Annotated in this window: 8 protein-coding genes and 1 pseudogene; 1 reads left to right on the forward strand and 8 read right to left on the reverse strand. The window is 74.2% G+C overall.

Features of this window, described 5'->3' with window-relative positions; all coding sequences use genetic code 11:
• The 7 genes from ACFPZN_RS54185 to lanL form a co-directional block, all read right to left on the reverse strand.
• Window positions 1–874: serine/threonine-protein kinase (locus ACFPZN_RS54185; RefSeq protein WP_378292907.1), on the reverse strand; the 874-nt coding region annotated here is incomplete at its 3' end.
• Window positions 875–2857, reverse strand: coding sequence for a WD40 repeat domain-containing serine/threonine protein kinase (locus ACFPZN_RS54190; RefSeq protein WP_378292909.1), 1983 nt, complete (start codon window positions 2855–2857; stop codon window positions 875–877).
• A 48-nt stretch (window positions 2858–2905) separates the two neighbouring features.
• Window positions 2906–4612 carry an ATP-binding cassette domain-containing protein gene (locus tag ACFPZN_RS54195; RefSeq protein ID WP_378292911.1) on the reverse strand — a complete coding sequence of 569 codons (1707 nt, stop codon included), beginning with the start codon at window positions 4610–4612 and terminating at the stop codon, window positions 2906–2908.
• Window positions 4609–6381: an ABC transporter transmembrane domain-containing protein gene (locus ACFPZN_RS54200; protein WP_378292913.1), complete on the reverse strand. Its 1773-nt coding sequence runs from the start codon at window positions 6379–6381 to the stop codon at window positions 4609–4611. The genes ACFPZN_RS54195 and ACFPZN_RS54200 overlap by 4 nt, the downstream gene beginning before the upstream one ends.
• A gap of 147 nt (window positions 6382–6528) precedes the next feature.
• Window positions 6529–6684 (reverse strand): VenA family class IV lanthipeptide, encoded by a 156-nt coding sequence (locus ACFPZN_RS54205; RefSeq protein ID WP_378292921.1) that lies wholly within the window; start codon window positions 6682–6684, stop codon window positions 6529–6531.
• A 5-nt stretch (window positions 6685–6689) separates the two neighbouring features.
• Window positions 6690–8549, reverse strand: coding sequence for an alpha/beta hydrolase family protein (locus ACFPZN_RS54210; RefSeq protein ID WP_378292915.1), 1860 nt, complete (start codon window positions 8547–8549; stop codon window positions 6690–6692).
• Window positions 8546–11272, reverse strand: a complete 2727-nt coding sequence (gene lanL, locus ACFPZN_RS54215) for a class IV lanthionine synthetase LanL (RefSeq protein ID WP_378292917.1) — start codon at window positions 11270–11272, stop codon at window positions 8546–8548. The genes ACFPZN_RS54210 and lanL overlap by 4 nt, the downstream gene beginning before the upstream one ends.
• 680 nt (window positions 11273–11952) lie before the next feature.
• Here lanL and ACFPZN_RS54220 point away from each other — a divergent pair.
• Complete coding sequence (locus ACFPZN_RS54220) at window positions 11953–13050, forward strand: GNAT family N-acetyltransferase (RefSeq protein ID WP_378292919.1); 1098 nt, start codon at window positions 11953–11955, stop codon at window positions 13048–13050.
• On the opposite strand, the pseudogene ACFPZN_RS54225 reads toward ACFPZN_RS54220, so the two are convergent.
• Window positions 13047–13698, reverse strand: a pseudogene (locus tag ACFPZN_RS54225) (IS200/IS605 family accessory protein TnpB-related protein); the annotation flags it as partial. The gene ACFPZN_RS54220 and the pseudogene ACFPZN_RS54225 overlap by 4 nt on opposite strands.

Below are 13698 nucleotides of genomic sequence, written 5' to 3' on the forward strand. Positions count from 1 at the left end.
CGGTGGCGGCGACCGCCCCCGCGAGTAGGGCGCGGCGCGGGACCCGGCGCGGGACGCGGCGCGGGCGCGAGCCGGGCGGCGCGGTCAGCCCGCGGCCGATCCGGGCGGGGGAGGGGCGCCGGTCCGGGTCCTTGTCCAGGCAGGCGGTGAGGAGGTCGCGAAGGTCGTCCTGCACGCCGTCGAGCCGGGGAGGCTCGCTGACGATCCGCTGGACGATCGCGGGGACGGTGGACGCGTCGAACGGGCTCTTCCCGGTGGCGGCGTAGGCGAGCACGCAGCCGAGGGCGAAGACGTCCGCGGGCGGGCCCGCGCGGTCGGCGCGGACCTGCTCGGGGGCCATGTAGGCGTAGGTGCCGATGACGGCGCCGGTGGCGGTGATCGTGGTGGAGTCGGCGGCGCGGGCGATGCCGAAGTCGATGATGCGGGGCCCGTCGGGGGACATGATGACGTTGCCGGGTTTGAGGTCGCGGTGGACCAGCCCGTGGGCGTGGATGGCGGTGAGCCCTTCGGCGAGCGCGGCGCCCAGTTTCCGTACTTCGTCCGGGGCGAGCGGGCCGTGGCTGAGGACGTGTTCGCGCAGGGATCGGCCGGGGACGTAGGCGGTGGCCATCCACGGTGCTTCGGCGTCCGCGTCGGCGTCGACCACCTGGGCGGTGTGGAACCCGCCCACCTTGCGAGCGGCCTCCACCTCCCGGCCGAAGCGGGCGCGGAAGCCCGGATCGGCGGCGTGCTCGGCGCGGATCAGCTTGACCGCCACATGCCGGCCGCCGGGCGAAGTACCGAGGAACACCTGTCCCATCCCGCCCTCGCCCAGCCGGCCCTCAAGGCGGTACGGGCCGACCGTCAGCGGATCCTCCGGCCGCAATGCCCGCATCTACCCGACCTTCCAGAGCCGGACGGCCGCGTCGTCCTTGCCGCCGCCGGCCGCGACCGTCCTGCCGTCCGGGCTGAACACCACCGTGTCGAGCCGCTCCGTGTGGCCGGCCAGGACGGCGGTCGCACGGCCGGACGCCACGTCCCACAGCCGCACGGTGCGGTCGAGGCCGCAGCTGGCGAGGACGGTGCCCTTCCTGCCGAACGTCACCTCCCACACCTCGTCGATGTGGCCGGAGAGGGTGGCGATGACGCGGCGGGAGGCGAGATCCCACAGCGAGATGTTCTCGCTGCCGCCGCAGGTGGCCAGGCGCGTCCCGTCCGGGCTGATGTCCAGCGTCAGGTTCTTGGTGGTCTCGACCCGGGTCAGCGGCCCTTTCCGGCCGGTCGCCGTGTCCCAGGTGAGGATGGCGTCGCGGTCGTCCCCGTCGCCGTAACCGTCGAGGGCGGCGATGAGGGTCCTGCCGTCCGGGCTGAAACGCAGCCGGTGGACGCCGTGGTGGACGGGCCCGTCCAGCCCGCGGGTCAGGGGGCCCGTGTCCAGGGTGGTGTGGCGGCCGGTCGCCACGTCCCACAGCCGCACGTCCGGGTTGCCGGTGGCGAGGGTGCGGCCGTCCGGACTGAACGCGACGGTGAGGAGCGGATACTTCTCGGTGTCCAGGGTCCTGATCTTGCGGCCGGTCGCGACGTCCCAGAGCATGGCGCACGAGTCGAAGTGCGCGGTCGCCAGGAGCCTGCCGTCCGGGCTGAAGGCCACCTCCATGACCCCGACGCCGCCGGCCAGCGCGCGCAGCGGCCGGGCGGAGGCGACGTCCCAGATGCGTGCCTCGTCGTTGTAGCTCGACCCGCTGGCCAGGAGCCTGCCGTCGGGGCTGAACGCCAGGGCGCCGACCCCGCGCCGGTGGCCGGTGAGCGTGCTGGCGATCGGCTGCCGCGCGGACGGTGCCGGATCCGGGCGGCGCGTGCCCGCGCTGCTTCGCGTCGCCAGGAAGGCGCCTCCGCCGCCCACGGCGACGACGGTGGCGGCGGCGGCCGCGCCCGCCAGGAGGGTGCGACGCGGCACCCGGCGCCCGCCCGCGGGACCGGGCCGAGCCCCTTCCTCTCTGGTCACGACCATCGTCCCGGGAGGGAGCGTGGCCTCCCCATCGCCGGCGGGCGGCACGACCGGCAGAGGAGCGGACCGCGGGTCGGCGAGGTGGCCGAGGAGAAGGGAGAGCGCCGGCCTCGCGCACGGGTCCTTGGCCAGGCAGGCGGCGATGGCGCGGGCGATGTCGGCGGGGACCCCGTTCAGCGGCGGGTCCTCGTTGAGGACGCGATGCACGATCGCGGGGACGGTGGAGGCCTCGAACGGGCTGTTCCCGGTGGCGGCGTAGGCGAGTACACAGCCGAGGGCGAAGACGTCCGCCGGCGGGCCCGCGCGGTCGCCGCGCATCTGTTCGGGCGCCATGAACGCGTACGTCCCGAGGACCACACCGTCGGACGTCAGCGAATCGGCGTCGGCGGCGCGGGCGATGCCGAAGTCGATGATGCGGGGCCCGTCGGGGGACATGATGACGTTGCCGGGTTTGAGGTCGCGGTGGACCAGCCCGTGGGCGTGGATGGCGGTGAGTCCTTCGGCGAGCGCGGCGCCCAGTTTCCGTACCTCGTCCGAGGGCAGCGGGCCATGGCCGAGGACGTGTTCGCGCAGGGATCGGCCGGGGACGTAGGCGGTGGCCATCCACGGTGCTTCGGCGTCCGCGTCGGCGTCGACCACTTGCGCGGTGTGGAACCCGCCCACCTTGCGAGCGGCCTCCACCTCCCGGCCGAAGCGGGCGCGGAAATCCGGATCGGCGGCATGCTCGGCGCGGATCAGCTTGACCGCCACACGCCGGCCGCCGGGCGAGGTCCCCAGGAACACCTGTCCCATCCCGCCCTCGCCCAACCGGCCCTCAAGCCGATACGGACCGACCGTCAGGGGATCACCACGCCGCAAGGGATCGGTCACGCTGCCAGAGCCTAACCGGACCGAGCACCGTTCTAGACCGATGCGGCCTCACGACTGCCAGTGGCCGACCAGTTCGGCGTAGAGGGGGCTGAGGTCGAGGAGCGTGCGATGCGTTCCGAGGAGCGGGCCCGAGGCGTCCAGCAACAGCACTTGGTGGGCCCGCTGCGCGGAGCTGATCCGGTGGGCGATGACGATGAGCGTCCCGCCGCGCGCCGCCAGCGCCTCCTCGGCTCGGGCCTCCGCGGCGGGGTGCAGGTGGCAGGTCGCCTCGTCGAGGATGACGACGGGCGCGGCCGACAGGTACGCGCGGGCGAGGGTGATGAGCTGCCGTTCCCCGTGGGACAGCGTCCCGCCGCCGGGCGGGACGTCGGCGTCGTAGCCGCCGAGCCGGCGCAGCGTCTCGTCCAGGCCCACCGCGCCGGCGGCCTCGTCGAGCTGCGCGGTGGTGGCGCGGGGACGCAGATAGGCGAGGTTCTCCCGCAGGGTCCCCGCGAAGATGTAGCTCTCCTGCGGGATGAGCGTCACGGCGTCCCGGAGCCGCGCCGCGTCGAGCCGGGGGAGCGGCACCTTGCCGAGCGTGACGCTGCCCCGCTGGGGACGTGCGAGATCGATCAGGACGTTCGCGAGGGTCGACTTCCCCGTGCCGCTGGGGCCGACCACGGCCAGATGCGTGCCCTCCGGGATGTGCAGGCTCAGATCGCTGAGGACGGGGGCGGCCCGCGGCGAGTACGCGAACGTGACGTGGTCGAGCTCGATGTCGGACGACGCGGGGACGAGCGCCGGTGCGGCGCGGGCCGTGCGGGCGGCGGGGCCGGCGGAGACCTCGGCGAGGCGGCCGAGGAGCACCGCCAGGCTGAGCAGCAGGGTGCCGCCCGCGTCGACCAGCAGGACGATCCCCGGCTGCAGCCCGGTGACCAGGTAGCCGACCGCGCCGGCCACCTCCCCTTCGGTGAGCCGCCCGCTCCCGGTCAGGGCGGGCGACAGCGCGAGCAGCACGAGCAGCGGCAGGTGCACGCCGAACGCCAGCACCGGGAGCCGGACGAGGCGGGAGCGGGCGAAGGCGCGCAGCGCCTCGGCCTGGGCGTCGATCGACGCGGCGACCGTGCGGGCCGCGCGGTCCTCGGCCGCGCACGCGACCACGTCGCGCACCCCCTCGACGATGATGCCGGCGGACTCCCCGATCCGTTCGGCGTGCCGCACGACGGCCCGGTACCGGCGGACCTGCACGCCCAGGAACGCGGCGAACACGGCCAGGGCGAGCGCCACCGACAGGGCGATGGCCAGCGCCAGCGGCGGGGAGAGCAGCGCGAGCCCGACCAGGGCGGCGATCCCGGCCGCGAGCAGCTGCCGGACGTTGCGCAGCGCGGTGCCGAGCAGCGCCCGGACGGCCTCGGCCTGCTCGGTGACCTGCGAGACGCCCGCGCCCGCCGCGCCGTCCGCCCGGCGCAGGGCGGCGGCGACGACGTCGGTGACCAGGGAGTCGCGGAGCGGCTCGACGGCCGCGGCGAGCCAGGGGTAGACGCGGCGGGTCGCCGCGGCGCCGAGCACGTGCAGGACGACCAGGGCCGCCAGCCAGGCCAGGCCGACGCCGGGGCGGCCGGCCAGGAACCCTTCGTCGATGGCCCGGGCGAGCAGCAGGCCCGCCCCGAACACGGGCAGGCCCTCCAGGACCGACCACGCGGCGAGCCGGCGCAGCGCCCGCCCCTGTCCGCGCAGGTGGTGGCGCAGCAGCCGGGCCGCGGCCGGGACGCTCATGCGCCGGAGGCGAGTTCGGGAGCGGCGGCGAACACGGCCCGGTACTCGGGGTCGGGCCACAGGTCGGCGTGCGGGGCGAGCGCGCGGATCCGGCCGCCGTCGAGCCAGGCGACCAGGTCCGCGCGGGCCGCCGTCGCCGGCCGGCGCGCCACCACCAGGCTGGTGCGGCGGGCCAGCAACCGCTGGAGCGCCCGGGTCACCTTCACCTCCGTGGCGGTGTCGAGGCTGCTGGTGGCGTCGTCCAGGACGAGGACCCGGGCGTCGGTCAGCGCGGCCCGTGCCAGCCCGAGGCGCTGCAGTTCGCCGCCCGACAGCGGCGCCCGGTCGAGCGGCGTGTCATACCCGGCGGGCAGCGCCAGGACGAAGTCGTCGGCGGCGGCCGTCCGGGCGGCCCGCCGCACCTCGTCGCGGCCGGCCTCAGGACGCGCGTAGGCGATCATGTCGTGGACGGTGGCGCCGAGCAGCGCCGGACGCTCGAAGGCGTAGGCGACGGCGCGGCGCAGCTCCGGCGGCGCGACGGCGGTGACCGGGACGCCGTCGAGCTCGACGCGTCCTTCGTGCGGGTCGACAAGCCGTCCCATCAGCGACACCAGCACGCTCTTGCCCGTCCCCGACGCGCCCACGACGGCGACGCCGGCTCCGGCCGGGACCGTCAGGTCGAGCCGGTCGAGCACGGTGCGGCCGCCGATCCGGACGGTCACGTTCCGCAGGGTCACCCGTCCGGGGCCGTCCGGCAGCGCGACCGGGCGCGGCGGCGGCGCCACGGCCGGGGCCGCGTCGAGCACCTCCTGGACCCGTCCGGCGCTGACCTCGCTGTTCAGCAGCGCGACGAAGGTGTCGAAGAGCGCGGCGGCGCCGACGGCCATGGACGCGTAGGACGCGGCGGCGACGAGCTGGCCGGTGGTGATGTCGCCGGTGGCGAGCCGCAGCCCGGCGACGGCCACCACCAGGATCTGCGTCAGCGGCGCCAGCAGGGACAGCCGCCAGCTCACCTGGCCCTGCGCGGCCCAGGTCCGGTGCCCGGCCGCGCGCAGGAGGGGGAGCGGCCGCAGGATGCGTTCGACCTCGCGGGCCGCGGTGCCGCCGGCGCGGATCGTCCGGATCCCCTGGCGGGCGTCCAGCAGCCGGGTCGCGATCGCCGCCTGGTGGCGCTGGTAGTCCGAGAACGGTTCGCCGGCCTGGGCGACGAAGACGCGCAGCACCACGACGGCGACCGGCACGCAGAGCGCGAACGCGGGCGCGAGCGTCCAGTCGATGAGGGCCAGCGCGATCACGGCGCCGGCGGCCGTCGCCAGGGTCGCCGCCACCGACACCAGCTGGACGGGCAGGGCGGCCAGGGCGCTCGCGCTCTCGGTGAGCCGGGACAGCACGTCCCCGGTGGGGAAGCGCCGGCGGCCGGGCACCCCGAGCTCCAGGACCCGCCCGACCAGCCGGTGCCGGAGCCAGGCGGTGATATGGCTGCCGCAGTAGGCGCCCACCAGGTCCTCCCCGGCGTCGGCCAGGGCGGCGACGGCGAGGACGAGCGCCAGCCCGGTCAGGGCGGTGCCCACCGGGGCGCCGGTATGGACGGCGTCGATGGCGCGGGCGAGCATGACCGGCGTCGCCAGCGTCGCCAGGACGCGCAGCAGCGTGCACAGCGCCAGCAGCGCCATCCGCGGACCGGCGCGGTGCACCGCCGCGCGCAGCAACCGCCGGCCGCCGGCGCGAAGCGCGCCGGGTGTGAGGGGTGTGGCGGGTGCGTCGCCGCCGGTCGGGTCGGTGGGGGCCACGTGGGTCGGCTCCCTTCCATCCCGGCGGGTATTGGCTACAGTGAGAAGTGGGTCCGGTCACGGACCGGCCGGTCTTCCGGCCGGCCCGTGACCGGTGTCTGCGGGCCGGGGCCGCTCACTCCCCGGACCGCCCGCGGGCGATCGGCATCACGAGCAGGAGATGCCGACGCACACGGTGTTCAGCAGCGTCAGCAGGCCGGTGCACGCGCACGTGCCGCCGAGCTGGATGCCGTCGATCTCGATCGGGTCGGTCTCGGGCAGTTCCTGCAGTTCCGCCACGAGGTCACCGTCGAAGATGTCCATCTGGTTCACCTCCTCTCCATGTCGGGTGCCAAGGTCCGCCCCGCGCCGAGGCAGAAGCGGACCACAGCCGTCCGCAGGACCGGGGACCACGCCTGGACGACCGCGGTGTGGTCGCCGTCGACTTCGAGGTAGTCGAAGTCGGTCCCTTCGGTCCTGCCGAGTTCGAGGAGGCGGCGGCGCAGCGCCCGTGACTGGCCGACCGGGACGACCTCGTCCCGGGTGCCGTGCGCCACCAGGAGCGGCACGGTGAGCGCGCCGCACAGGGCCAGGACGTCGCGCCGCGCGTCCCGCTCCGTGCCGTCGGGCCGGTTCAGGTGCGCCACCCGCTCCCGGACCGGGGCGGCGGCGTCGCGGTACAGGCTCGCGGCGGAGGCGAACGGCGCCAGCGCCGCGCATCCGGCCCACAGGTCGGGGTTGCGGCAGGCCGCCAGCAGCGCCAGGAAGGCTCCGTAGCTGACGCCGAGCAGGATCGGGTTCCGCGCCGCCTCGCCGGCGGGCGCCCCGGTGACGGCGTCACGGCGGCGATCGGCGATGGCGCGCCCCAGATGGACGACGTCCTCCAGGTCGGGCCCGCCCCAGTCGCCGACGACCGCCCGCAGATGCCGCTCGCCGTAGCCGGTGCTGCCCCGGTAGTTGGGGGCGACGACCGCGATGCCAGCGGCGGCGAGATGCTGGAAGAGCGGGTCGAACTCCAGCCGCCAGGCCGACAGCGGGCCGCCGTGCAGCGCGAGGACCACGCGGTCGCTCTCGTGCCAGCGGGGACCCCCGTAGACGATCGCCTCGATGGGCCCCTCCGGGCCCGGCAGCTCGATCAGGTCGGCGCCCGCCCAGGCCGCCGCGGTGCCCGGCTGGGCGGACTGCGCGAACGACCAGCCGGCGCGGGCGCGGCGGTGCACGGTCGCCAGCGTCGGCGGCCGGTGCGGCGCCGAGAAGCGCAGGTGAACGCGCCCGCCCGTCCAGGACGCCGGGGGCGACAGGACTCCGGGCGGCCCGGCCACTGCTTCGACGCGATCGCTCGCCCGGTGGTGAACCAGGAGGCTGGACGCGGCGCCGGAATCCTCGCAGACCAGCAGGTTCTCACCGCCGCCGTCGAAGCACAGCGGGGTGCGGGCGACCCCCGGACGGTTGAGGGCCCTGGAGAACCGCACCCGGCCATCGCCGGGCGACCACAGCCCGATCCCCCGGACGCCGGTCGTCACGGCCAGCACCCGGGAGCGCCGGTCGCAGGCGACGATCCGGTCGGTCGTCGTGCTGGACACCGACCAGACCCGGCGCCAGGAACGCTCCCGCAGGTCCACGACGATCCCGTCCGTCCGGTGCCCGGCGCCGGTGTGATCGAGCGCCAGCGTGCGGCCGTCGTCGAGCCAGACGCCGCCCGACAGCACGCCCGGGATCCGTACCACCGCCACCGGCTCCGCGCCGGAGTCCGGCAGGGCCCAGATCCGCGAGTGCCGCTCGTCCTCCACGGTCACCAGGACCAGCGTCTGCGGCGATCCCGGCCCGGCCAGCGGGTATCCGGCGAGCATCGGGGCGATTCGCCACGACCGGGTGACGGTCGCGGCGCCGTCGCCGCCCGGACGGACGGCGATGACCGTCCCGTGGCCCGCCGGAGTCCCGTCGTCGCCGACCGCGGGCCGCGCCACCAGGACCTCGCCGTCGTCCAGCGGGACCGGACGGCTGTGCCGATCGACGGCCTCGCCGCCGGCGGCGAGCGTGCGCCCGGACGGCGCGGTGCCGCCGAGGGTCCACCGCTCCAGCGTCACGCGGTCCTGGACGGCGCTCAGGCAGGTCGCCCACCGGCCGTCGCCGGAGAAGGCGAAGCCGAACCGGGAGGGGATCTCGGGAAGGTCGGGAACGGCTGTCATGACCACCGTCCCGTACCGGCCGCGGCGCTGGCGGCCGTGTCGACGGTCCAGAGGCGCGGCGCCCCGTACCGCAGCCGCAGCAGGAAGCCGAGGATCCCGCTCATCCCGTCGCCCCAGGTCACCGAGACCTCGCCCTGCTCGTCGGGGAAGACGAGCCGGCCGTCGCGGCGCGCGCGGGCGGCGACGATGATCCGGCCGAGCCGCCACGCCGCCGCCCGGTGCCGGTCGTCGCCGGTCAGCGCGGCCATGTCGAGCAGGAAGTCGCCGTTGCCCGCCAGTCCGTGGCACTGCCCCAGCACCGCGCGCCACGCGTGGTCCGTCACGGCACGGGCGGCGAGGCCGGCGGCGTCGAGGAAGCGCGCGTCTCCGGTGGCCGTGCCGAGCCGGACCAGGAAGCTCCCGATGCCCGACGCGCCGTGGCACCAGTAGGGGGCCGTCGGCGCGTCACCCGCCCCGGCGCCCCACATCGCCGAGCCCCGCGCGACGACCGCCGCGTCCAGCAGCTCCTCGCCGACGCGGACGGCCAGTTCCCGGCAGTCGTCGCGTCCGGTGGCCTCCGCGCAGGCGATCAGGAAGTAGCCGACGCCCGCGATGCCGTGCGCGAACCCGTAGTAGGACCTGCCCGCCAGCTTGGAATCGACGTCGGCCGGTGTGCTCCAGACGAGCCCACCCGCACGCTCCTCGACCGTTTCGAGCAGCGCGTCGGCGGCGGCGTCCGCCTTCTCGGCGAACAGCGACCGCCCGGTGCGGGCCCACAGGTGCAGGGCGGTCAGGCCGAGGCCGGCCGTCCCGTGGGTGACATCCGGGCTGGCGACCGCGAGCGGCAGCTCCCCGGCCACGGCGGCGGCGTCCCCGGCCAGCCGCTCGTCGCCGAGCGCCAGGCCCGCCTCCAGCAGCGACCACGCCGCGCCGGCGGTCCCGAAGTACAGCCCGGGGGGCCGGTTCGTCCCGTCCGCCAGCCGCTCGCGGATCCACCAGGACGCCTCGGCGATCGCTCCCGGAAGGCGCGGATCGGCGGTCGACTGCGAGCAGCGCACCAGGGCGCCCAGGCAGCCGGCGGCGCCGTGCTGCAGGGTGCACGGGTCGGGCGCGCCATGGACGCACGACACCGGCCACAACGCCTGCGACGCGTCCGGGTCCATGGAGGCGAGCAGTTCCTCGGTGATCCCCTCGATGGCCTGCTCGACCCTTTCGCGCAGCCACGGGGGCTCGGCGTCGTCGTGGCCGCTCCGCGCCCGGCGCGGGTGCTCGGCCACGAGCGTGTCGCGCGCCCGGTCCGCCGTCCAGCGGAGCTCGGGCTCCTCCGCCATCAGGCCGACGAGCATCGCCCTCCAGGGGTCGGGAAGGTCCAGGCCCTGGGTCCGGGCCGCCAGCCATTCCTCGAACCGCTCCGTCAGCGGCCTGCTCTCCGGGGACTCGTCCAGGAAGTAGGGCGGGCTCCCGGTGAACAGGTAGCAGAGCGTCGCGCCGAGGCTGTAGTGATCGGCGGACGCGTGCGGCGGTGCGCCCCGCAGCTGCTCGGGAGCCCCGAACGCCGGCGTCCCGGCCCGCAGCGGGCCGTCCTCCCCGTCGGCCACCGCGAGTTCGAGGTCGATGAGAACGGGGGTGCCGTCGGGGCGGACCATGATGTTGTTGGGGTTGAAGTCGCGGATCAGGATCCCGGCGGCGTGCGCGTCGCGCATCAGCTCGACGAGACGCCGCGCCATCTCCGCGGCGCGCCCGAGATGCTCACCCCATCCGGCCTCGATGATGCGGTCGGCCACCCATTCCCGCAGCGGCGCGCCCTGGATCATCTCCTGCGCGAGGAACAGGTGCCCGCTCTGCGGGAACACCTCGACGAGGCGCGGCGCCAGTCCGCGGCCCTGCAGCCGCTCCAGCGCCCTGGCCTCCGCGCGCAGCCGGTCGCGGGTGTCGCGCCCGTCCAGATCGGCGGCGACGTGCGGGCGGGCCTCCTTGATCACCACCGGTTCACCGGTCCGGGAATCCACCGCGCGATAGACGCCGCCCTTGTTGGAATGACGGATCGCCTCCCGTACCGTGAACCGTCCCCCGAGCAGGATCGGCCCGGAGCCACGTGTCCGCGGGGTGCCGTTCATCCCATTGTCGGGAAAGGGAGATGTCACCCAGGAGGGAGGTTCGTACCGTCCGGTACGCCGATCCTCGACGGGCTTTCCATCCGGGTCGAGAATCGTCCAGGCATAAAAGCCGTCATTGGTGAGCCGGCGCTCCTCGACAAAGGCGCCATAGCGATAGTTCACGAGGCTGTCCCGCGCGTACGGCCGATCGGACAGGATACGCGGCCCCGGCAGCCCCTTGGTCGCCTCGTGCAGTTCGCGGGCCAGGCGCACGGCCTCCTCGTCGCTCCCGGGGTACACGGTAATGAACTTTCCCGAATGGCCGCGCGAGGTGTTGCGCGCGTTGAGCGCGGCGACGAAGTCGACCGCGGCGGCGAACTTGAACACCGAACCGGAGGCCAGCAGCACCCCCAGGGCCCGGCCGAGCACCTCCTCCGCGGACGCCGGCGTGGCCGCGACGTGCAGCTTCCACCCCTGAGGGCGCAGCCTGGCGTCCTCCGGGGAGACCGAGCACCAGATCCCGGAACGCCTGACCCGCCACCGATCCGGCGCGTCCGCGATGGCCCGCATGAGGACGTCGACAAGAGGATCGTCTCCAACATCCGCGGCCGACGCGGCCGTGAAGATGCTGAACTTGAAATCCACCATGAATTATCTCCGCTGCCCCATGTCCATCGTCGAATCCGTTTTCCCGGAGAAGATCGCGAACCGTTTCAGTCGCAACTCCGCCCTCTCGGGCAGGGCCCATGTAACCACGGGCTCGACGGGGGATCCAGGGGCATTCACCCCCCTTTGTGTCCACATCAGGACTGAGAGTGATCTTGACTCGAACTCGGATCCTGACTGTCAAGTCATGATCGTTTCGACGGTTGCGCACTTCGGGCGCCGGTTCCGTTCACGCGAACTCATCCGACCGGATCAGTGGAGAGTCCGCCGATCGTTCCAGCCCGAAGTCGAGCACCCTGACCCGATTTGGCCATCTCTTTCCCCGGAAATGCCAAAATGGTCATCAAATGACAAACCCAAGGCAACCAGGATCTTCCCTGGCAAATAGCGCCCGACCCCTGCCAGGAGGAAGGGAAAGATCATCCACGCTCGGCGACGTGGTAGCGTCGTGCTCGCAGAGACAACCGGGTCGGCTGCTGACCAGAAGCGGGAGGTGAGTTGATGAGTGCCGCCAAGGCCGCTGCCGTGTGCAGCGCCCACCGGACCATCCTCACGTCCCGGGCCCTGGTCTGACCTGACGTTCACCACTCCCTCGAAGCCGTGGCGGCTTCCGGGAGGCTGCGCTCTGTGCTGATCGGGGCCCTTGTTGAAGGGGCTTCACGTTGTCTCAACACTCTTCCCCTCTGATCGAGGCGTTCTTCGCCCTGCACCACGGGTTGCCCCGGCAGGGACCCGGCTCGGACGCCACCACGCGCCGGTTGCTGAAGGCGGCCGGTCCACTCCCCGAGCACCCGCGCGCGCTGGACGCCGGCTGCGGCCCCGGCCGCGCCGCGCTGCTCCTGGCCCAGGAGGCCGGCGCGCACGTCACCGCGGTCGACCTGCACCAGCCCTTCCTGGACGACCTCGCGGCCCAGGCGGCGCAGCGGGGCCTGAGCGAGCGGATCACCGTCGTCAACCGCTCGATGACCGAGCTGCCGTTCCCCGATCACAGCTTCGACGTGATCTGGGCCGAGGGCTCGGTCTACACCGTCGGCTTCGACATCGCCCTGCGAGCCTTCCGCCGCCTCCTCGCCCCCGGCGGCGTCCTGGCCATCACCGAGATCGAATGGACCGTGCCCCGCCCCGCCGCACCGGCGCGCGCCTATTGGGACGCGGCCTACCCGTTGCGCTCCCACGCCGCCAACGGCGACGCCGCCCAGGCCGCCGGCTACCGGGTCCGCGCGCACTGGCCGCTGCCGGAGAGCGACTGGTGGGACGAGTACTACACCCCGCTCACCGAGCGCATCGCCCGCGCGGACCCGCGGGCACCCGGCATGCCGCAGGCGCTGGCCGATCTGCAGGCAGAGATCACCATGCGACGCGAGCACGGCGGCGACTACAACTACGCCGCCTACGTTCTGGACCCCCACGACGACTCCTCCGCCATCGAGAACAGGACCACCATGCCCACCTGGACCGCCCACCCCGAGACCGCCGACGACGTGCCCGCCATCCGCGACATCGTCCTGGCCGCCTTCCCCACCGCCGAGGAGGCCGACATCGTCGACGGCCTGCGCGCCGACCCGGAGGCGTGGATCGATGGACTGTCCATGGTCACGACGGCTCCCGACGGCACCCCGGTCGGGTACGCGCTGCTTACCCGCTGCCACGTTGACGGCGGGCCCGCGCTCGCCCTGGGCCCGTGCGCCGTGCTGCCGTCGTACCAGCGCACCGGCGCCGGCTCGGCCGTAGTTCCCGCGGTTCGGCTTCACCGTTCCTAAACAGTGTCCAGGAGCATCATCTGATGTCGGCCCTGGGTACTGCGCGTATCCCGAACGGTGTTGGATGCGCTGGTTGCCCGCGTTCGTCTGCCCGTCCGGCTGGGTGCATCGTGTGCACGTTCCGTGAGGGGTGGGCGGGTTCCCTCGCGCTCCCGTGCGCCCGGTCGGGCCTGGGCGGTCCGATGCCCGCGGCGATCACTCCGGTCGTCGCGGGGCGGTGCCGTCCGTCGCCGGATCGGGTGCCCGAGGGCGCGTCGCCCGATCGCGATGCTCGCGGCATCGTGTCGGGACATCTTTCGTTTGCTGCTGGTGAGGGGCTTGCGCCAGTGTTCATCGCCCCACATCGAGGTGTAGGCCGGGTCCACCGCGACGATGGCGAGGTCCTGCTCGGCGGCCATCGAGACCAGTCGGGCTTTGAGCCTGCCGGTCGGGATCGCGGAGATGAGCTGCCGGAATCGCTTCTTGCGGCCATGCTTCTCGCGGGTCTTGTCGGCGGTGAAGTCCAGGTTCTCGATGCCGATCGCGGTGACACCGCACCGCTTGGCCCAGTGCAGCAACCGGCTGATGGCGTGCCGCACCTGGGCGTCGCGGTGGTCTGCGGTGCCGGACAGGTCGTAGCCGAAGCGTTTCGGGTCACCGACAGGGTTG

It is taken from the genome of Actinomadura rugatobispora, from assembly GCF_042656285.1.
Taxonomy (GTDB): domain Bacteria; phylum Actinomycetota; class Actinomycetes; order Streptosporangiales; family Streptosporangiaceae; genus Spirillospora; species Spirillospora rugatobispora.

What these genes read in the sequence shown, in the direction of transcription:
- ACFPZN_RS54195 (WP_378292911.1), bottom strand. Translation starts at nt 4,612, where the DNA reads ATGAGCGTCCCGGCCGCGGCCCGGCTGCTGCGCCACCACCTGCGCGGA.
- ACFPZN_RS54205 (WP_378292921.1), bottom strand. Translation starts at nt 6,684, where the DNA reads ATGGACATCTTCGACGGTGACCTCGTGGCGGAACTGCAGGAACTGCCC.
- ACFPZN_RS54210 (WP_378292915.1), bottom strand. Translation starts at nt 8,549, where the DNA reads ATGACAGCCGTTCCCGACCTTCCCGAGATCCCCTCCCGGTTCGGCTTC.
- lanL (WP_378292917.1), bottom strand. Translation starts at nt 11,272, where the DNA reads ATGGTGGATTTCAAGTTCAGCATCTTCACGGCCGCGTCGGCCGCGGAT.